The sequence below is a fragment of the Bradyrhizobium sp. Kon69 genome (assembly GCF_055807515.1).
On the sequence record NZ_JBVVOS010000003.1, the window covers coordinates 216,679 to 235,040 of the forward strand.

An 18,362-nucleotide genomic window follows, 5' to 3' on the forward strand; every position below is an offset into this window, starting at 1 on the left:
CCAAGTGAATGCCACTTGTGAAGGGAGCAACGATGAAAGCCTACCATTTGAATGGCCATGCTGGTGCTGGTCGCCTTGCGCGCGTCGAAATCAGCAAACCCGAACCCGCCGATGGCGAGGTCCGCATTCGGGTCGAGGCGGCAAGTCTGAATTACCGTGACCTCCTGATCCTCGACCGTGCAGGCCAAGGCGAGCTCAAGGGCCGCGTGCCACTCTCCGACGGTGCGGGTGTCGTTGACGCCATCGGCGCCGACGTCTCGCAATGGCGACTCGGGGACCGCGTCGCTGCATCGTTCTTCCGCGATTGGATCTCGGGGCCATTCAAGTCCAGCTATATTCCCTCATCCCTCGGTGGCAACACGATGGACGGAATGCTGGCTGAGTATGTCGTGCTGCCGGCGACTGCGCTGGTCTCAGTGCCGGCGCATTTGTCCGCGGTTGAGGCCGCGACCCTGCCCTGTGCCGGCGTCACGGCTTTCCATGGCCTCATCGCACGCGGCGGGATGCGCAAAGGCGACACGCTGTTGGTCCAGGGAACAGGCGGCGTCGCGCTGTTCGGGCTTCAATTCGCGGTGGCGCTGGGGGCGCGTGCGATCGTGATATCCTCCTCGGATGAAAAACTCGCCCGCGCCAAGGCGCTGGGCGGCTCGATCCTCATCAACTATCGCGAGACGCCTGACTGGGATGTCGCCCTGATGAAGGCAACGGATGGCAGAGGTGCCAGTCACATCCTCGAACTCGGCGGTCCCGGCACCTATGATCGATCGCTGCGATCGGTCGCTTCGGGTGGCAAGATCGTCCAGATTGGTGTCTTGACGGGGTTCGGTCCCAAGCCCGACCTCGCGCGCCTTCAGTGGGAGAATGCCGACATCATCGGTGTCACCGTCGGATCAGTCGAACACTTTGCCGCGATGAATCGCTTCCTGACCGAACACGCGATCCACCCGATTGTCGATCGGGTCTATGGTTTCGACGAGGTCCCCGAAGCCTATGCGCACCTGCGGACCGGCTCACACTTCGGCAAGGTCGTGATCAGATTTTAGAAACCAGGGCCCAAGTCGCGATTCCGTCTTGGACCGATTTCGCGGCGCCTTGTATAGTCCGTGGACCGCAACGATCCCGGAGGACAGGTCAATTGAGCCTCAAAGCCGTTGTCTTCGACGCCTACGGAACGCTCTACGACATCCAGTCGGTCGCCGAGACCACCGAGGATGCGTTTCCGGGCTACGGTGAGATCATCACGCAGATCTGGCGGATCAAGCAGCTCGAATACACCTGGTTGCGCTCGCTGATGCGGCGCTACCAGGACTTCGCAGCCATCACGCGCGACTCGCTTTCCTATACGCTGCGCGTGCTCGGGCTCGCTTACGAGAACGAGGCATTCGAGCGCGTGATCGAGAAATATCTGCATCTCGATCTCTATGCGGATGCGACGGCAGCGCTCACGGCTCTGAAACCGCGAAAACTCGCCATCCTCTCCAACGGCAGTCCGGATATGCTGAATGCGCTCGTGCGCAACTCCGGCCTCGACGCCCTGCTCGACGCCACGATCAGCGTCGACGCGAAGAAGATCTTCAAGCCGAGCCAGGAAGCCTATGAGCTGATCGGCGAGGTGCTCGGCACCGCGCCGGATGAGGTGCTGTTCGTCTCCTCCAACCCCTGGGACATCGCGGGCGCGAAAGCGTTCGGACTGAACGTTGCCTGGATCGAACGGGTGACGCCCGAAGCGATGGCGCTGGCTTGCGTCGAGAACGAACTCGTGGCACCGCTGACGATGTTCAAGGCGATCCGCACCCAGATGGACGAGCTCGGCTTTGCGCCCGATCATCGCGTCCGGGCGCTCTCGGAGCTGCCAAGGATTGCTTAGGCATCGCCGCGCGCCCGCAAGTCTGGAATGAGCTGACTGGAATGAGCCTGGAATCCGTTCGCGCCTTCTTCGCCGAAAAAGCCCCCGACATCACAGTCATGGAATCGCCGATCAGCTCCGCAACTGTGGCGCTGGCCGCCGAAGCCTATGGCGTCGAACCCGGAATGATCGCCAAGACGCTCTCATTGCGGATCGGCGAGCGCGTGATCCTGATCGTCGCGGCCGGCACTTCGCGCATGGACAACAAGAAGGTGAAGGCGGCATTCGGCGGCAAGCCGAAGATGCTCGGGCTGGAGGAGGTCGCCGAAATCACCGGCCACGAGGTCGGCGGCGTCTGCCCGTTCGGACTGAAGGCGCCGCTGCCGGTCTATTGCGACGTCTCGCTGAAGGCGTTCGATGTGGTGGTGCCGGCCGCTGGCTCGACCCATAGCGCGGTGCGCATCCCGCCCGATCGCATGGCCGAGCTGACTGCGGCGGAATGGGTCGATGTCTGCGAAGTCAGGTCGGAAGCGCCCTAATCATCCTCGTCGTAAGGCCGGGGCTGGGTCGCCGGAGGCGGCGGCGCATTGTTATAACGTGGCGCCGGCGCGGCGCGATTGCCCGGGACCTGCTGCTGCGGCGGCATCTGGTTGTTGGACTGGAACACCGCGCGACAACCGCTGGAGAGCTGGGGCGTGTTCTGCCGCAAGCAGGCCGTAATGCGGCTCACATCAGGGATCTGATCGCTGCACAGCCGCCACACATCCGGCGTGCAGGCCATCTGCTGCTCCATGGTTCCGCGATACTCTTCAGCGGATGCAGCGCTTTGCGCGACGATGCCGCCGATCGCAAGCGCCACACCCAGCGCAATCCGCTCTGTTCGCATGTCCGATTCCTTCGCGAGTCTCTCGAATTCTGTTCAATCAATGAGACGCGGAGAGGTTCTGGACCAACAAAAAATTGTGAAAACGGGCCAGGAACCTATTCGACCTTGCCGATCTTCTTCACCGCCGTAATCAGCCGCGCGCTGTCGACCGCCACGAATTCGGCAAACGCCGGCGCGTCCTGATAGGCGACGAGACTGCCCGACGTTTCGAAGGCCTTGAGCACGTCCGGGCTCGTCATCACCTGCGCCATCGCCTCGCGCAGGCGAGTCGCGATCGGCGCCGGCAGCGCGCTCTGCGCAAACAGCCCGGCCCAGATGTACATCTCGACGTCCTTGTAGCCGAGCTCCTGGAAGGTCGGCACATCGGGGAAGCTTGCGATGCGCTTGGCGCCGCAATTGCCGAGCACGCGCAGCTTGCCGTCCTCCACTTGCGGCTTCAGCGTCCCCGGTGCGGCGGCGATCGCCTGCACGGTGCCGCCGAGCAGCGCGGTGAGCGCCGGTCCGGCGCCGCGAAACGGCACATGCAGCAGCTTGATGTCGGCGCTGCTCGCGAACATCTCCATCGCCACATGCAACGTGCCGTAAGGCCCCGACGAGCCATAGGTGATCTGGCCGGGACGCTTCCTGGCATCGTCGACGAAATCCTGCGCCGTCTTCCACGGCGCCGAGGCCGGCACGGCGAGCAGCGTGGGATCGGCCAGCACCCGCGCGATCGGCATGAACTGCGAGACCTCATAGGCGACCGGACGCTCGAACAGCCGGTCGGCCTCGGGCAGCACCGCAAGCGAGGACAGCGTCATCAGCAGAGTGTAGCCATCGGGCTCGGCGCGTGCGGCGGCGGCGTTGCCGACCGATCCGCCGCCGCCTCCGGCGCGGTTATCGACGATGACCGCCTTGCCGAGGATCCGCTCCAGCGCCTGTGCGACGGGGCGCGCCGCGAGGTCCGCCTGGCCGCCGGCCGGAAACGGCACGATCATGGTGACGTTGCGCGCGGGATAGGCTTGCGCGAAAGCCGCGCTCGACAACGCAGGCAACAACGGCAATGCGGCAGCAGCGCGCAGGACATCGCGTCGATCCATGGCAGATTTCCCCCTGTTTTCTTATTTCGGCTCCAGCCTAGCGTGACCGTCCGCAAGAACAAGACGCGCGGCGGGATTAACGAAGCATTATCCATGTTCCGCCCGGTCAGGAACGTCCCTCGGATCCTACCGTTGCCTCCCAGGGAGTGGAGCGATGAATAGACTTCAGACCATTGACGTGGCGCTGGACGAGATGCTGGTGAATCTCGCCGCCATCGTCCTGCGGCTTTCAAAGCCCGACGTGACGCGAACGCCGGAAGCGCGACGCGCCTTGGCGCAATCCGTGCATCAATACGCAGTCTGCGCGAAGCGCTCGCGCGATCCGCGTGTCCATGATTTGAAGTCGCAGCTGGAAGAGACGTTGAAGCCGAACTTGCGCGTGGTCGCGCGTAATGATGTGACGGTGTCTTAGTCCAACTTCGTCATTGCGAGCGAAGCGAAGCAATCCAGAATGCCTCCGCGGAGACATTCTGGATTGCTTCGTCGCTTCGCTCCTCGCAATGACGGAGGTCGCTGAAGCCACTCGCTCTACGACGGCTTTGCTACGACGGCTTTGCCTTTCCGCGCACCTGCCGCTTGCACGTACCCGGCAGCTTCGCCGCGAGAAAATCGCCGAGCGCCTCGACGCGTGCGGGGCGCGGGCCGCCAGGTGGCGTCACCAGATGTACGGCGCCTTCGACCTGCTTCCAGTCCTTCAGGACCACTTCGACCTCGCCGGAGGAGATGGCGTCACCGACGATGAATTCCGGGAGGTCGGCGATGCCGAGGCCGGCGATCAGCGCCGGCATCACCGCTTCGCCATTGTTGACGCGGAGCTGTCCGCCTGGGCGTACACTCGCCTGCTCGCCGGCCGCATTGGTGTAGTGCCAGACGTTGGGCGTCGAGAGATAGGCGTAGCTGAAGCATTTGTGCTCGGCCAGATGCATCGGATGCGTCGGCCGTCCGTATTGCCTAAGATAGGACGGCGCGGCCACCGTAAAGCGCGGCATCGTGAAGAGCCGCCGCGCAATCAGCGAGGAATCCGGCAGCCGCGCGATCCGCACCGCCATGTCAAAGCCCTCGCCGATCAAATCGATGGTCGCATCGCTCAAGTGCAGATCGACCGAGACCTCCGGATAAGCTTCGAAGAACTCCGGCAGCAATGGCGCCACCGCCTTGATCCCGAACGACATGGGCACGGCGAGCCGCACCAGGCCGCGCGGCGCGACCGACTGCGCCAGCGCCTCGTTCTCCGCCGCCTCGCCGTCGGACAGCAGGCGCGTCGCACGCTCGGCGAGCTTATGCCCGGCATCGGTCAGCGCGAGCCGGCGTGAGGTACGGTTGAACAGCCGGGCGCCGAGCCGCTCTTCAAGGCGCGTAACCGCCTTGGACACCGTCGCCTTCGACATCGCGAGCTCGCCCGCCGCCCCCGCAAACGACCGTAATTCCACGACTTTTGCGAAAATCGCGAGTGCCTCGAAATCGGGAAGTTTGGCCATGACAGCGGATCCAATTGGGCTGCTTAGGGAAACAATGCGTTTCAACAGTTTCTATTTCTATACCACAGACGGAGGCTTATCCAAGGGTCATCAGAAATTCAGCAATGGAGAAATCCAATGACCAAGAAGCTCTCAGGCAAGGTTGCCCTCGTCACCGGCGGCTCGCGCGGCATCGGCGCGGCCTCTGCCCGCGCACTCGCCGATCAAGGTGCTGACGTCGCGATCAGCTACGTCGCCTCTCCCGATAAGGCGGAAGCGGTCGTCACCGAGTTGAAGGCTCGCGGCGTCAAGGCGCGCGCCTTCCGGGCGGACCAGGCCTCGGCCAAGGACGTGACGCAGCTCGTCAACGACGTCGCGAAGGAGTTCGGCCATCTCGACATCCTCGTCAACAATGCCGGCGTCGCGAGCGGCGGCGCGATCGACGATGCCAATGCCGACACCGAAGCGCTCGCCCGCCAGGATGCCGTCAACGTGCATGGCGTGATCGCCGCGATCCGCGCCGCTTCGCAATTGATGGGCGAAGGCGGCCGCATCGTCACCGTTGGTTCGATGCTCGCCGACCGCGCCTCGTTCCCGGGTCTTGCAGACTACGTCGCCACCAAGGCCGCCGTGGTCGGCTACACCAAGGGCGCAGCCCGCGACCTCGGCCCGCGCGGCATCACCGTGAACGTGGTGCAGCCCGGCTCGATCGACACCGACATGAATCCCAAGGACGGCGGCGAGTTCGCCGAGACCCAGCGCAAGCAGCACGCGCTGCAGCGCTTCGGCCGCCCCGAGGAAGTCGCGGCCGGAATCGTCTTCCTCGCAAGCCCGGAAGCCTCCTTCGTCACCGGCACGGTGCTCAACGTCGATGGCGGTTTCGGCGCCTGATCAAGGCGCCACCCGCCAACCAAGGAATTACGCAGATGATCGAACTCAGACCCTTCGCAAAGCTCGGCGGCGCCGATCACGGCTGGCTCAACGCCAAGCATCATTTCTCCTTCGCAAGCCATTATGACCCCAACAACATGGGTCACGGCGCCTTGCGGGTGTGGAACGACGACGAGATCGCGCCGAACACCGGCTTTCCCGCCCATCCCCACGCCAACATGGAAATCATCACCTATGTGCGCGAGGGCGCGATCACCCATCAGGACAGCCTCGGCAACGAAGGCCGCACCGAGGCGGGCGACGTGCAGGTGATGAGCGCCGGCAGCGGCATCCGCCACTCCGAGTACAATCTCGAGCCGACCAAGGCACGCATCTTCCAGATCTGGATCGAGCCGACCGCACGCGGGGGACAGCCGACCTGGGGCTCGAAGCCGTTTCCGAAAGGAGACCGCTCGGGCAAGCTCGTCACCATCGCGAGCGGCTTCGAGCATGACACGGACGCGCTGCCGATCCGCGCCGATGCGCGGGTGCTCGCCACCACGCTGAAGGCCGGCGAGAGCGCGGAGTACATGCCGCACAAGTCGCGGCACCTCTATCTGGTGCCCGCGGCGGGGTCAGTCGAGATCAACGGCGTGCGCGTCAACGCCCGCGATGGCGCTGCGATCCGCGACGAGGACCGGCTGAAGATCACGGCACTGGAAGATTCCGAGCTCGTGCTCGTCGACGCGGCTTAGCAACGCATCCGTCATGGCGGGGCTTGTCCCGGCATGACGCTCCCGACACCCACTCATCAAATCTGCATCCAACGGAGATCATCATGACCAAAGTTCTCGTCCTTTATTATTCCGCCTATGGCCACATCGAAGCGATGGCCAATGCCGTGGCCGAAGGCGCGCGCGAAGCCGGTGCCACCGTCGACATCAAGCGCGTGCCCGAACTGGTGCCGGCCGAGGTCGCCACGGCGTCCTATTACAAGCTCGACCAGGCCGCCCCCGTCGCGACGATCGAGGACCTCGCAAACTACGACGCGATCATCGTCGGCACCGGCACCCGCTTCGGCCGGATGGCCTCGCAGATGGCGAACTTCCTCGACCAGGCCGGCGGTCTCTGGGCCAAGGGCGCGCTGCACGGCAAGGTCGGCGGCGCCTTCACGGCGACCGCGACCCAGCATGGCGGCCAGGAGACGACGCTGTTCTCGATCATCACCAACCTCTTGCATTTCGGCATGGTCGTGGTCGGCCTGAACTACGGCTTTGCCGGCCAGATGAAGCTCGACGAGGTCACCGGCGGCGCACCTTACGGCGCCACCACGATCACCGGCGGCGACGGCAGCCGGCAGCCCAGCGCCAACGAGCTCGCCGGCGCACGCTATCAGGGCCGCCAGATCGCGGAGACAGCCAGGAAGCTGCACGGTTAAGCTACACGGCTGAGCTGCACGTCTGATGCGAGGGCAGCGCGTCAGCGCGTCCCCTTGCCAATCGCCTTCGCCGCAAAGGCGGCGAGCTGGGGATAACGGCGCAGGCCCTGCGCGGCGTGGTCACGCCACGCGAAGGGCATTCCGCGCCAGGACAGCGCGACGCTGACGTCGGTCAGCGGCACCGGTTCGGCGCCGAAGCGGCGCTTATAGTCCTGGTTGCCGATGCTGAGGTCGAAACGGCGCACGCCATCTGCATGCAGCGCCGCCATGGTGCGCTCGGTCACGAGCAGCCCCGGCGAGCAGCTCGACCAGGAATCGCCAGCGTGGCTGATGCGCAGCAGGAAATAGGTCGCACCAAACCTGACGCCGAGCGTGGTGGCGACGACGGCCTCGTCGCAGACCAGCGCCGAGATGACGGCGTAACCGTCCGCGACACCCTGACGGGCGACGTCGCGATAGAACTGCGCATGGGTTTCGTCGTTGAGGACGAAGCGCGAACCCAGCTTTCGCATGCGCGCCTGCTGCTGGGCATCCATCACGTCCAGGAGCTCGCGCGCACGCGCGACATCGGTAGCGATCTCGAATCGCGCGCCGTCGTGACGGCTGAAGACGCGCCAGCAGCGCGGCATCTGCATGCGCTTGATCGAGGCCTGGTAAGCTTCATAGTCGTCGCCGGTCAGCACGACGTTGCCGTTGAGCGAGCAGGATCCTATCCGGCCGAGCGCCACCAGCGGGTTCGGCCTGCCGCCGATCTGGGCCGGCATCTTCCTCAGGCGCAGCAGATCGAAGCGGTCCGGCAATGCGCGCAATGCGTCGATCAGCGCCATGCCGATCGCCTCCGTCGCCGCGGCGTCCAACGCGGCATCCAGCGCCAGGATTGGCGCGTTGTTGTCGGAGACGCCGCAATCGGCGAACTCGACGATGCGGATGCCGCGCCTGAGATGGCTGATCATCGGCACGATTACGATGTCCCTGCCGGTCGTGGCGTCGGAGATCAATGCAATCAGCGGCGAGAAATCGTGGAACGCCTCATACCAGGCGCCGAGCCAGTATCCATGCTGGAATGCAGTGCGATGGCCTGCGTTCAGGCGGGATGCGGCCCGCTGCCAGTCACGCACGAAATCGACCGCGATTCCCGACGTACTGGACACAAGACCATCTGGTTGCTCGACGCTGAGGATCGTCATCCGCGGGACATGCGATTACTGGGTGTTTCCAGATAGATTATGTTTTGTCGCGGCCACAAGTGACCTCATTGCTTATCGTTAAGCCGATGCCACTGCGGCGGCACCGGCTGCGACAAGTCGTCCGGTTCCGTTTCCGCAACGCATTGGAACCTGGCCAGGAAGTTCAGGCCGGCCACGGCAACAGCGAACATGAACCAGATCGGATTCTGCCGTTCGAGCAGGAAGGTCTCGGTGGCCCCGTAGTACAGGCCGAACAGCCACACGGTCAGGAACAGCTTAGCCAACGCACCGCTGCGGTTGTGAGTTCGGGCGGTCTGGAAATTGCCTAGCGGCGCGAGCACGAAGACGAGGATCACCAGCAACAGCCCCGGCAGGCCGATGGTGACCGCGAGGTCGAGATAGCTGTTGTGGCTGTGCGCCGCACTCGTCGCCCATTCGGCGCCCTGGACGGTCTGCCGCGCGGTCACGTCGTCCCAGAACGCGGCGTAGCCGTGACCGATGATCGGCTTCTCGGCGACGGCTGCGAGCGCGAACTCCCAGATGGCGGAACGGCCGGTGAAGGTGGGATCGAGCGGAAGCAGCCGCGTCATCGCCCCGAGCGCCGGGCTCAGGACGCTGCCGACCGTCAACAGGTTCATCACGATCAGCGGCACGAAGCAGATGATCCGCCTCAGCCACAGGCTCGGCGTGACGCAGACCAGCGAGGCGAGCGCGTAGATCGCAAGACACAGCACCGACGACGTCTTGCCGCCGGTGAAGATCAGGAAGAGTCCGGCCAGCGCGGCGATGGCCGGCCCCATCACGAACGAACCAATGGCAGACAAGTAAATGCCGACATAGACCAGGATGGTCATCACGGGCGAGGCGATGTTCTTGTGGCCGAAGCTGCCGCGCCAGTCGCCGGCCAACTGCGGCTCGGTGACGTCGAGTGCGGTGTGCATCGAGTATTGCGGCGCCACGAAGACGCCGAGATAGCAGAGTGCGAGCAATACGAGCGCGGCGCCGCCGAGACACAGGTTGAAGCTGCGCTGCGTCGGCGGCAACAACGGCAACAGCACCGCGAGCGACATCACGCTGGCTGCGAGCACGAAGCGCTGCATCGAGATTCCGCGATTCTCGGAGAAGACGATGTTGATCAACAGCCAGCCGACCAGGCAGAGATGCAGCGGCGTCACCAGGGTCTTCAGCGCGGGCGCATCCGTTGCGGCGACCAACAGGACTGCGACCGCGGCCAGCAAACCCCAGGAAACATAGGTGAGCGCCATTCGTCCGCCAACCACGGTGGCGACATCCTCGCTGCGCAGGTCCGGAAACGGATCGAGTGTCACCAGCACGAGGAGCAGCGCCGCGACTGCGACGAGGCAGCGCGCCGCCCGCACGGCGTTGACTCCCGCAAGCCCGTCGCGCAGGGCGTGGCCGAACGATCGGGCCTCGACGTCGGTCATGTCAGTGGCGCTGCGATCCATGGCTCGAGGCTGGTGGTGAAGCCGGGGGAAGCTCCAAGTCCTAGCCGATCCCTGTTAAGCATCCGTCAACCAGTCCGCCGGAGCTCTGCGGCGCCTGCTGCCGCACGATGCTCCGCGCGATCTCGTAATATTGCAGGGCACGCTGTTCCAGCGTGAGGTTGTCGAGCACGAAACCGCGCGGATCGAACGCGTCGGCGGCGCACCCGGCCCAGAAATCATCCCAGCCCGCCTCGAACCCGGCGATGTCGACGAACTTGGCGCCGCAACGATCGTCCCAGTACGGCACCGACGACACCGGCGCGAACTGGACGCGATGCGGATAATAGTCGGGGTCCCGCCAAGGGCCGCCGGGATCCCAGGCCAGCACCGGCACGCCGCAAGACAATGCCTGCTGGTAGGCAATGCCCTGGCTCTCGTTCTGGCAGAGGAAGATCATCGCACGCGATTGCGCGAGCGCGGCCAGATAGTCTTCCTCCTTGTAGCTGCCGTAACGCAGCTCGGTGAACGAGCGGCCTTCCCTCGTGAGCCGGGCGCGGACGGGTTCGATCAGCTCCGCCGCATGGCGATCGCGGTCCCAGTGCACCTTGTCGTAGATCAGGACATCGACGCTCTTTTGCAACGTCGGCGACGGCGCCCAGAGGTCCGTGTCGATGCCGATCGGCCAGGCCTCCGTGTCGGGCCAATGCGGCCGATACATGTCGGCGTACCACGGGCCGGGCACCACGACCTTCTTGACCGGCAGGCGCTTGAACAGGTCGGGATCGTCAAGCGGATGATTGTGGGCGGCGACGCCGAGCAGGATCGGATTTTTCCAGGCAAACTTGTCGAGCAGGAAGGTGCGGCCGATGATGCAGGCGAGTTCGCCCGGATGTCGCGCGATGTAGCTGTAGTCGTTGACGCGATAGCGGATACCGAGCCGATCGAGTCCCGCACAGAGATTGAGGAACACGCGGAGCTGCCCGCTCATGCGCGGCTCGCCGAGCAGCATGCGACGCGCCACGCGGCGCAGATGCCGGTCGCCGGGAAACCAGCGATCATCCTTGTCCTCGTAGAACAGGTTGAGGACCATGTCGTCGGGATCGTAGTCGAATGTCTTTGCGGGCACTGGGTCCATCCGCCGGCAGCCAGGATGCGCATTCTCGCATGGGACCGGCTGTCGCACTCTTCCAAATTTGCCACAGGCTTAATGCCGGCGGCTTAACGCTAATTGACGAAACCAACGCTGCGGCAACCTTCACGGCGACGTTTTTTTCCCCAATGCGAGTATCATTCGCGACGGCCAAAGTTGCGATCGATCGCATTGCCAACTCGCAGATGCCCCCTGGTTAACAGACCGTTAAAGGCGAGCCGTATCTTGATCACCGCGGAAGACATTCTCGAATTGCCGGAGACATCGCGCGTCGTTCCGGCGGCGCGCGTCCCGCTGCAGGTCGGCTCGACCACGTCGGTGTCCGTTGTCATTCCGGCCAAGAATGTTGCGGCCTATGTCGGCGAAACCCTCGCCAGCGCACTTGCGCAGGCCGAGGTCAGCGAAGTGATCGTCGTGGACGACGGCTCGACCGACGACACTACCGCCATCGTCCGCGCCATTCGTGACCCTCGACTGCGCCTGATGACCAACGGCGCCGCCGGCGTATCGGCAGCGCGCAATCTCGGTGCGCAGCAGGCGAGCGGCCAATGGCTGCTCTTCCTCGATGCCGACGATCGCCTGCGGCCCGGCGCGGTCGCGGCGCTGCTGGCGGCTGCGCGGGGTGCGCCGCGAGCGGTTCTCGTCTACGGCGACTACAACACGATCGACAGCGAGGGACGACAGATCGGCCGTCGGGATCTGCTGAAAGGACGCCGCAAGCCGTCCGGCGACGTGCTGGCGCGGCTCGCGGCCGGCAATTTCATCGTCAATGGCGGCATTGCGCTGGCGCGTGCAGAGGCTTTCCGCGCCATCGGCGGGTTCGACGTCTCGCTCAGATATTGCGAGGACTGGCACTGCTGGTGCCGCCTTGCCGCGATCGGCGAATTCGAATTTGCGCCCAACCTGCTGCTCGACTACCGCCTGCACACCGCCAACACCATGAACGCGGCGGTGCGGACACCGCAGGATTTCTTTCCGGCGATCGCGCGGGTGTTCGACGACGGGCTGATCATGGCGCGACTGCCCGCGGGCATGGCAGCCGGGCTGCGCCAGGCCGCCGAGGTTCATCTCGTCACGTATTCGGCGATGCAGGCGGTCCGCTTCGGCAGATATCGCCAGGCCTTCGCCTATCTCGGGATGGTCGGGCGCCGCTCGCTCAAGTCGCTGCCACGCTCCGCGGTCAGGGTCGCCCTCGCCTGTTTTGGTATTTAGCCCGCCGCCTCGGCGTCAGGACACAATCTTCGAGGCCTCATAGGGCTTCGGCTCGATGCCGAACGCGGCGAGCACCGAGCCGAGCGCGACCATCACGGGATGCATCGCGACGACGGCCTTCGACGATTTCAGCAAAGCGGCCGCGCGCACCAGCGACAACGGCAATCTCCCGAGCATCTGCGCAAACACCCACACGCGCGCCGCGGCGCCCTGCGCGGCCTTGGCCTGCACACGATAATTGATCGCGCCGATGCGCAGGCCTCGCTTCACGATCCAGCCGAAACTGGTGCGGCTTTGCGGCACCGTCTCGGTAATGACTGCCTCCGCCGTCCAGTGGAACGTCATGCCGACATCGCGGCACCGCACGAAGAAATCACAATCGCCGCCGCCGAGGAAGTTGAAGCGCGGGTCGAAGGCGGGACGGGCGAACCTCTCGAACGCCGCACGCGTGATCAGGCAATTGCCGCAGCCGTAGATCAGAGGCACAGCGCCGCTGTAATCATAGGCGGGACAGAAAACGGGGTGGCGCGAAAGCCAGGGCATGCTGCGGTCCTCGAAGACCGGCAGCACCGGCCCGCCGACCAGATCGGCGCCGGTCGCCTCCGCGGTGCGGACCATCAGCTCGAGCCAATCGGGCGAGGCGATCTCGTCATCGTCGATCATCAGGAACCGGGTCGCGGCGGGAAACAGCGCCAGCGCCGTCTCGAACGCGGCGTTGATCGCCTGAACGTTGCCTTGCCGTTTCTCGACCAGGCAGACACCCTGAAGCCTGCCATCGGCGAGATATTCCGCGGCCACCGGCGCGCTTTCGCGCCGGGCCGCATCGTTCTCGACCATGACGACGGCGAAGGAGCGCGGAGTGCGCTGGCTGGCGAGCGAGTCCAGCGTCAACCGCAGATGCTGCGGGCGGCGGAAGCAGGGGATGCAGACGACGATACCAACCGACAGGTCGATGATCCGGGAGCTGGCCGCGATCTCCCGGTTGGGATCGCGCACGGCATCCGAGATACGCGTGGCGGACAGGTCTGTCGGGATCAATGTCATGACGTCCTAGATGTCCGAGATAGATTGAAAAAGCCCTGCGTCGATCCCGGGGATCAGCGCCTTCCCGCGACGGCACATCGCCGCGGGACAGATGCGTCCCAAAATGAACGGCCGGTTTGAGCCTCGCGACGGCGCCGCCGATTTACCGCCATCCATGCACTTAACTGCTTTCGGGTGTTTCTGCTGCGAAGCCTTGCGCGCGTGATACTGCAATTCGCGGTCCACCGTGCCGACGGTGGCTGGCGCGGACGATACCGTAGTTAACGCACATGGTCATTAACCCGATCGTAAGTACCGCGACGGGTGAAGCGGCGCGGCATCGGATTTGCTCTACGGGTAGACGAGATTTTTCCTGTAAATTTAAGTCGAACAAGCGCGGTCAGAAAAAATATGAACAAGCCAGCCACGATCGATTTCGCGACAGCCACGGCGGTCCAAATTCCCGCAGCCATCACCCACACTCAGGCGCTGCACGATCTCGTCCCCGGTGAAGCCCGCGACAGCCTGCTCGCCGTTCACCACGTGCTGCGCCGCGAACTGCCGCAGGGCCAGCTCGCCACCTATGAAGCCGGCGGCGGCTCGCGCAGCGTACTGCCACCAGAGTTGCTGAGCCGCAGCAAGGTCACCGTCGTCGACATCGACGAGGACCAGGTTCGCAACAACAGCTACGCGGACGAAGCGATCCTCGGCGACGTCCAGACCTACCGCTTCGGGCGCGGGACCTTCGATCTGGTGATCTGCTACAACGTGATCGAACATCTTCCCAATGTCGACGCCGCACTCTTGAATTTCCGCGACGCGCTCAAGCGCGGCGGGATGATCCTGATCGGCGCGCCAAATCCGCGTTCGCTGTCCGGAGTCGTCACCAAATACTCGCCGCACTGGTTCCACGTCTGGTTCTACCGGCATATTCGAGGCATCAAGGATGCCGGCTTGCCGGGCGAGCCGCCGTTCCCGACCTTCTTCCATCCCCTGGTGTCGTTGCCGGCGCTCGAAGCGTTCGCCGCCGCCAATGGCCTCGAGATGATCTACCGCCGTGAGGTCGAGAGCCCGCGCTATCCCGAGATGCGCCGGCGCAAGCCGCTGTTCGCAGCCCTGGTCGACGCCGGCGCCGCCGTGCTCAACGCCGTGCTCCCGCGCGGGACCGACGTCCGCCGCGGCGATTATCACGTCATCCTGCGGAAAAGCTGACGGCCATGGTGCGCGCGCGGCCGATGGCAAGACCAGCGAACCCTCGCGGCCACGACGCACGCGGTAACGAACCGTTAATCTCTGAAGGATCGCGCCATCGCACGCGTCACGAGGGCGCGTCGAAGAGTGGCATGCGCTTAAACGCTTTGTTTGCCATTTCGGTGAATAGTCCCTCAATGAGTATGGTTAATTTTCCCTGTTGCGTTGAGTGGGCACCTATATCTGAGGTGCGTGGCGTAGAGAGAAGAGTACCCCCTCAGCACGCGGCACTTGGAATGAAAGCTGGGGATCATGCTTGACTACAACCAGCCGATAGACCGGGCCAGACCGGAGGCTCCGCAGCAACGGCCTCAGGCCGGCTTCAACGTGCTGGAGCTGGTCAATCTGCTCTGGGGGCGGAAGATCGCGATTGTCGTTGCCGCGCTGCTCGGTGCGACGCTTGCCGTCACCGTGGGCAAGAGCCTGGCGCCCCGCTACACCGCCACCGCCCAGCTCTATGTCGATCCGCGCGAGCTTCAGCTCGTCGATCGCGAGCTAACGCCTCGCGCGCAGGACGTCTCCGGCATGTCGATGGTGGTCGAGAGCCAGGCGCGCCTGATCACCTCCAACAGCGTGCTGCTCCAGGTGATCCAGCAGGCTGATCTGGACAAGGACCCCGAATTCGGCGGGGCAGATGGCAAAGGCGTGATGTCGTCGCTGCTCGGCCTGATTGGCCTTCAGCCCCACGCGCCCTCCGCCACGGAGAAAAAGGAAGTGCAGCTCGCCGCCCTCGAGGCGCTGAACCGGCACATCACGATCCGCAAGACCGAAAAGAGCTTCATTGTCGACGTCGAGGTCTGGTCGACCGATCCGGCGAAAGCGGCGATGCTCGCCAACACGCTGACCAGCGCCTACCTCGCGGAATCCCGCAACTCGCAGGCGTCGGCCGCACGGCGCGCCACCAACGATCTCTCCGGCCGCCTGAAGGAGCTGCGCGAGCGGCTGCGCAACGCCGAGACCGTGCTTGCGACCTACAAGGCTCAGAACAATTTCGTCGGCACCCAGGACGCGCTGATCAGCGACCAGCAGCTTTCCGCCAGCAACCAGCGGCTTTCCGCCGCCCGCGCCGCGACGATGGACGCGCAGGCGCGCCTCGACCAGATCGAGGCGAGCCGGCGCACCACGGCAGATGCAGGCGCAAACTCCGAGGCGCTGCAATCGCCGACCATCGCGAACCTGCGCGCGCAATATGCCGACGCGCGCAAGAAATATGCGGAGCAAGCCGGCGAGCTCGGCCCGCGTCATCCGGCGCTGCGCCAGACCGAGAAGCAGGTCGAAGATCTCAAGCGCACCATCAACGAAGAGATCGACCGCTTCGCCCAATCCGCCAAGAACGATCTGACACGCGCGCGCGACTTCGAAGCCTCCCTCAGCCGGGCGCTGGAGGCGCAGAAGCGGCAGAGCGTCCAGCTCAGCCAGGCCGCCGTGCGCCTGCGCGAGCTCGAGCGCGAGGCCGATGCCAGCCGTGACGTCTATCAATCCTTCCTCAAGCGCTCGCGCGAGACCGAGGAGCAGGAGACGCTGAACACCTCGGCGGCCCGCATCATCGGCGAAGCGACGGTGCCGCAGCGGCGCTCGTTCCCGCCGGCGATGAGCCTGTTCGCCATGATCGGTTTCATCTTCGGCGCAATCGCTGCATCAAGCTGGTTCGTCGCGGCCGAACTGCTGTTCGCCGGTGCGTTCGTGCCGGCGCCGGCGCCGGCCCGTCCCAATCGTACTCCGTTGCCGCAAGCTCCGCGAGCTCCAGAGCCTTCGCGGGCGCCGGAGACTGCCCGGCCCCAGCCGGTCTCGCGAGCCCCGGAAGTCGCGGAGGCACTGCCGGAACTCGCCGCCCCGCCGCTGCAACCTTCGATGGTCGAGAAGCCCCTGATCGAAAAGCCGCTGATCGCGCGCCTCCAGGAGGCCGACGTCATCCACACGCTCGGTGCCATTCTCGCCACCGGCGGCGGCATCGACCTCACTCGGCTGGGCTGGCCGACGCTGCGCCCCGGCTTTCCACTGACGACGCTGCTCAACGCCTGGCGCGACATGCGCGCTACGGCGGCCCGGCGCGCCGGCGGAAAGACAATGCCTGTTATCGCGCTCGTCGGTGCCAGCGAGACCACCGGGCGCAGCGTGACGGCGCTGAATTTCGCGCTCGCGGCCGCGAGCGACGGCGCCCGGGTGCTGATGATCGATGCCGACCATCAGGCGCACTCGCTCTCGAACAAGGTCAACCGTCCCGGCAAAAGCGAGCCGAGCAAGGTCGGATGGCTTTCGATCGGCAGCAAGGCCGCACGCGAGATCAAGACACTCAACGGCATCTCGGTATTGCCAGCCGTCGAAGGCGACCCAACCAAGGCCACTGACGCCATCCGCAAGGCCATCGCGCAGGCGCGCTCCGCCGGCGGCTATGACCTCGTGATCCTCGACGGCCCCGCGGCGCCACTCACGGCCAGCAGCCGTAAGCTGCTCGATGATGCCGACGCCCTGGTGGCGGTGCTGCCGACCAGCCTCGACATCAACGACGGCCTGGAAGAGATATTGAGCACGCTCGGCCGCGCCGAGCGCAAGCTCGTCGGCGTCGTGCTCGACGAACTCACCCCTATGGCCCAAGCTCGCCAACGAGGCAGACAATATGCTTGAGCGCCGCATCAATCTCGATGGCCGGGCCGCAACCGCCGACGTGCCGCGGATCACCATCGGCGGCCTTCGCATGGCCGCGCTCGACCTGGAAGCGACCGCAGATTTCATGATCGAGGCGACCGATCCGCGCCATCGCATCGGCCGTCCGCTGCACCTGACCTCGGCCAATGGCGAGGTGCTGGCGCGGTGCTCGACGGAACCGGAGACCGAACGCCTGTTCCGCGGCGCCGACCTCATCAACGCCGATGGCCAGCCGCTGGTGGCGGCGTCCAGGCTGCAATCCTGGTTTCCGCTGCCCGAGCGCGTCGCCACGACGGACCTGTTTCACGTCGTCGCGCGCAAGGCTGAAGCGGTCGGCCGCACCTTCTACATGTTCGGCGCCAGCGAGGACGAGAACGCCGCTGCGGTCGAGAACGTCCGGAAGATGTATCCAAACCTCAAGATCGTCGGCCATAGCCACGGTTATCTCCGCGGCGATGCGCTGCGCGCGAAGGTCGACGAGATCAACGCGCTCGCGCCGGATTATCTCTGGGTTGCGCTGGGCGTGCCAAACGAGCAGGCGTTCGTCGAGGAATTCACCCCGCATCTCACCAATGTCGGCGTCATCAAGACATCCGGCGGCCTGTTCAACTTCTTGTCGGGCAGCCGCGCGCGCGCGCCGCGATGGATGCAGAAGATCGGGCTGGAATGGGCTTGGCGCACCTTGCTCGAGCCCCGCCGCCTGTTCTGGCGTTATTTGACCACCAATCCTCGCGCGATCTATCTGCTGTTCAGCCGCAATCGACCCTTTAATCGCTGAGTTGACAACGACATGACCGCCGCCGGTTATCAGCCCCGCCTGCGCTATTTCAGCGCCGGCGGCGCCGGTATTGCGGCTTGCGGGTCGGGCTCAT

The 18,362-nt window shown here is 65.0% G+C and carries 18 protein-coding genes; 11 read left to right on the forward strand and 7 right to left on the reverse strand.

Features of this window, described 5'->3' with window-relative positions; translation table 11 throughout:
- The first annotated feature begins 32 nt into the window (after positions 1–32).
- The 3 genes from AC0L3U_RS05475 (at position 33) to AC0L3U_RS05485 (ending at position 2,385) form a co-directional block, all read left to right on the forward strand.
- Positions 33–1,043: a zinc-dependent alcohol dehydrogenase family protein gene (locus AC0L3U_RS05475; RefSeq protein ID WP_473360970.1), complete on the forward strand. Its 1,011-nt coding sequence runs from the start codon at positions 33–35 to the stop codon at positions 1,041–1,043.
- 92 nt (positions 1,044–1,135) lie between these two features.
- The gene (locus AC0L3U_RS05480) at positions 1,136–1,867 is read left to right on the forward strand and encodes a haloacid dehalogenase type II (protein ID WP_473360971.1); all 732 of its coding nucleotides are present in this window, start codon (positions 1,136–1,138) and stop codon (positions 1,865–1,867) included.
- Between the two features lie 41 nt (positions 1,868–1,908).
- Positions 1,909–2,385, forward strand: coding sequence for a YbaK/EbsC family protein (locus tag AC0L3U_RS05485; protein WP_473360972.1), 477 nt, complete (start codon positions 1,909–1,911; stop codon positions 2,383–2,385).
- On the opposite strand, the gene AC0L3U_RS05490 is transcribed toward AC0L3U_RS05485, so the two are convergent.
- Both AC0L3U_RS05490 and AC0L3U_RS05495 read right to left on the reverse strand, forming a co-directional pair.
- Positions 2,382–2,732 (reverse strand): hypothetical protein, encoded by a 351-nt coding sequence (locus AC0L3U_RS05490; RefSeq protein ID WP_473360973.1) that lies wholly within the window; start codon positions 2,730–2,732, stop codon positions 2,382–2,384. The two genes, AC0L3U_RS05485 and AC0L3U_RS05490, sit on opposite strands and share 4 nt — an antisense overlap.
- 95 nt (positions 2,733–2,827) lie before the next feature.
- Entirely contained in the window at positions 2,828–3,811 is a 984-nt protein-coding gene (locus AC0L3U_RS05495; RefSeq protein ID WP_473360974.1) for a tripartite tricarboxylate transporter substrate binding protein, read from the reverse strand.
- Positions 3,812–3,965: 154 nt separating this feature from the next.
- Between AC0L3U_RS05495 and AC0L3U_RS05500 the strand changes: the two genes are divergently transcribed.
- Positions 3,966–4,223, forward strand: a complete 258-nt coding sequence (locus AC0L3U_RS05500; RefSeq protein WP_027520456.1) for a hypothetical protein — start codon at positions 3,966–3,968, stop codon at positions 4,221–4,223.
- Between the two features lie 130 nt (positions 4,224–4,353).
- Here AC0L3U_RS05500 and AC0L3U_RS05505 read toward each other — a convergent pair whose 3' ends face one another.
- Positions 4,354–5,289, reverse strand: coding sequence for a LysR family transcriptional regulator (locus AC0L3U_RS05505; RefSeq protein WP_473360975.1), 936 nt, complete (start codon positions 5,287–5,289; stop codon positions 4,354–4,356).
- 117 nt (positions 5,290–5,406) lie between these two features.
- On the opposite strand from AC0L3U_RS05505, the gene AC0L3U_RS05510 reads away from it, so the two are divergent.
- The 3 genes from AC0L3U_RS05510 (at position 5,407) to wrbA (ending at position 7,576) form a co-directional block, all read left to right on the forward strand.
- The gene (locus AC0L3U_RS05510) at positions 5,407–6,159 is read left to right on the forward strand and encodes an SDR family NAD(P)-dependent oxidoreductase (protein WP_473360976.1); all 753 of its coding nucleotides are present in this window, start codon (positions 5,407–5,409) and stop codon (positions 6,157–6,159) included.
- A 35-nt stretch (positions 6,160–6,194) separates the two neighbouring features.
- Complete coding sequence (locus tag AC0L3U_RS05515) at positions 6,195–6,893, forward strand: pirin family protein (protein ID WP_473360977.1); 699 nt, start codon at positions 6,195–6,197, stop codon at positions 6,891–6,893.
- A gap of 83 nt (positions 6,894–6,976) precedes the next feature.
- A complete protein-coding gene (gene wrbA / locus AC0L3U_RS05520; protein WP_473360978.1) occupies positions 6,977–7,576 on the forward strand; it encodes an NAD(P)H:quinone oxidoreductase in 600 nt (199 codons plus the stop codon).
- A gap of 41 nt (positions 7,577–7,617) precedes the next feature.
- Here wrbA and AC0L3U_RS05525 read toward each other — a convergent pair whose 3' ends face one another.
- The 3 genes from AC0L3U_RS05525 to AC0L3U_RS05535 form a co-directional block, all read right to left on the reverse strand.
- Positions 7,618–8,763, reverse strand: coding sequence for a GNAT family N-acetyltransferase (locus tag AC0L3U_RS05525; protein ID WP_473360979.1), 1,146 nt, complete (start codon positions 8,761–8,763; stop codon positions 7,618–7,620).
- Between the two features lie 65 nt (positions 8,764–8,828).
- On the reverse strand, positions 8,829–10,229 hold the full coding sequence (locus tag AC0L3U_RS05530; protein WP_473360980.1) for an O-antigen ligase family protein: 1,401 nt from the start codon (positions 10,227–10,229) through the stop codon (positions 8,829–8,831).
- 40 nt (positions 10,230–10,269) lie between these two features.
- Entirely contained in the window at positions 10,270–11,334 is a 1,065-nt protein-coding gene (locus AC0L3U_RS05535) for a glycosyltransferase (RefSeq protein ID WP_473360981.1), read from the reverse strand.
- Between the two features lie 249 nt (positions 11,335–11,583).
- On the opposite strand from AC0L3U_RS05535, the gene AC0L3U_RS05540 reads away from it, so the two are divergent.
- Positions 11,584–12,570, forward strand: coding sequence for a glycosyltransferase (locus tag AC0L3U_RS05540; protein WP_473360982.1), 987 nt, complete (start codon positions 11,584–11,586; stop codon positions 12,568–12,570).
- Positions 12,571–12,585: 15 nt separating this feature from the next.
- Here AC0L3U_RS05540 and AC0L3U_RS05545 read toward each other — a convergent pair whose 3' ends face one another.
- Positions 12,586–13,614, reverse strand: a complete 1,029-nt coding sequence (locus AC0L3U_RS05545) for a glycosyltransferase family 2 protein (RefSeq protein ID WP_473360983.1) — start codon at positions 13,612–13,614, stop codon at positions 12,586–12,588.
- Between the two features lie 390 nt (positions 13,615–14,004).
- Between AC0L3U_RS05545 and AC0L3U_RS05550 the strand changes: the two genes are divergently transcribed.
- From AC0L3U_RS05550 to AC0L3U_RS05560, 3 genes are all read left to right on the forward strand, one after another.
- The gene (locus AC0L3U_RS05550) at positions 14,005–14,805 is read left to right on the forward strand and encodes a class I SAM-dependent methyltransferase (protein ID WP_473360984.1); all 801 of its coding nucleotides are present in this window, start codon (positions 14,005–14,007) and stop codon (positions 14,803–14,805) included.
- 291 nt (positions 14,806–15,096) lie between these two features.
- Entirely contained in the window at positions 15,097–17,469 is a 2,373-nt protein-coding gene (locus tag AC0L3U_RS05555) for an exopolysaccharide transport family protein (protein ID WP_473360985.1), read from the forward strand.
- Positions 17,462–18,268 carry a WecB/TagA/CpsF family glycosyltransferase gene (locus tag AC0L3U_RS05560; protein WP_247404052.1) on the forward strand — a complete coding sequence of 269 codons (807 nt, stop codon included), beginning with the start codon at positions 17,462–17,464 and terminating at the stop codon, positions 18,266–18,268. Before AC0L3U_RS05555 ends, AC0L3U_RS05560 begins: the two co-directional genes overlap by 8 nt.
- Positions 18,269–18,362 lie beyond the last annotated feature (94 nt).

Bases quoted from the DNA above. Each gene is read 5' to 3' on its own strand.
- AC0L3U_RS05555 (WP_473360985.1), top strand. From the start codon at position 15,097: ATGCTTGACTACAACCAGCCGATAGACCGGGCCAGACCGGAGGCTCCG.
- AC0L3U_RS05530 (WP_473360980.1), bottom strand. From the start codon at position 10,229: ATGGATCGCAGCGCCACTGACATGACCGACGTCGAGGCCCGATCGTTC.
- AC0L3U_RS05550 (WP_473360984.1), top strand. From the start codon at position 14,005: ATGAACAAGCCAGCCACGATCGATTTCGCGACAGCCACGGCGGTCCAA.
- AC0L3U_RS05515 (WP_473360977.1), top strand. From the start codon at position 6,195: ATGATCGAACTCAGACCCTTCGCAAAGCTCGGCGGCGCCGATCACGGC.
- AC0L3U_RS05490 (WP_473360973.1), bottom strand. From the start codon at position 2,732: ATGCGAACAGAGCGGATTGCGCTGGGTGTGGCGCTTGCGATCGGCGGC.
- AC0L3U_RS05510 (WP_473360976.1), top strand. From the start codon at position 5,407: ATGACCAAGAAGCTCTCAGGCAAGGTTGCCCTCGTCACCGGCGGCTCG.
- AC0L3U_RS05560 (WP_247404052.1), top strand. From the start codon at position 17,462: ATGCTTGAGCGCCGCATCAATCTCGATGGCCGGGCCGCAACCGCCGAC.
- AC0L3U_RS05485 (WP_473360972.1), top strand. From the start codon at position 1,909: ATGAGCCTGGAATCCGTTCGCGCCTTCTTCGCCGAAAAAGCCCCCGAC.
- wrbA (WP_473360978.1), top strand. From the start codon at position 6,977: ATGACCAAAGTTCTCGTCCTTTATTATTCCGCCTATGGCCACATCGAA.
- AC0L3U_RS05500 (WP_027520456.1), top strand. From the start codon at position 3,966: ATGAATAGACTTCAGACCATTGACGTGGCGCTGGACGAGATGCTGGTG.
- AC0L3U_RS05505 (WP_473360975.1), bottom strand. From the start codon at position 5,289: ATGGCCAAACTTCCCGATTTCGAGGCACTCGCGATTTTCGCAAAAGTC.
- AC0L3U_RS05475 (WP_473360970.1), top strand. From the start codon at position 33: ATGAAAGCCTACCATTTGAATGGCCATGCTGGTGCTGGTCGCCTTGCG.
- AC0L3U_RS05525 (WP_473360979.1), bottom strand. From the start codon at position 8,763: ATGACGATCCTCAGCGTCGAGCAACCAGATGGTCTTGTGTCCAGTACG.
- AC0L3U_RS05495 (WP_473360974.1), bottom strand. From the start codon at position 3,811: ATGGATCGACGCGATGTCCTGCGCGCTGCTGCCGCATTGCCGTTGTTG.
- AC0L3U_RS05545 (WP_473360983.1), bottom strand. From the start codon at position 13,614: ATGACATTGATCCCGACAGACCTGTCCGCCACGCGTATCTCGGATGCC.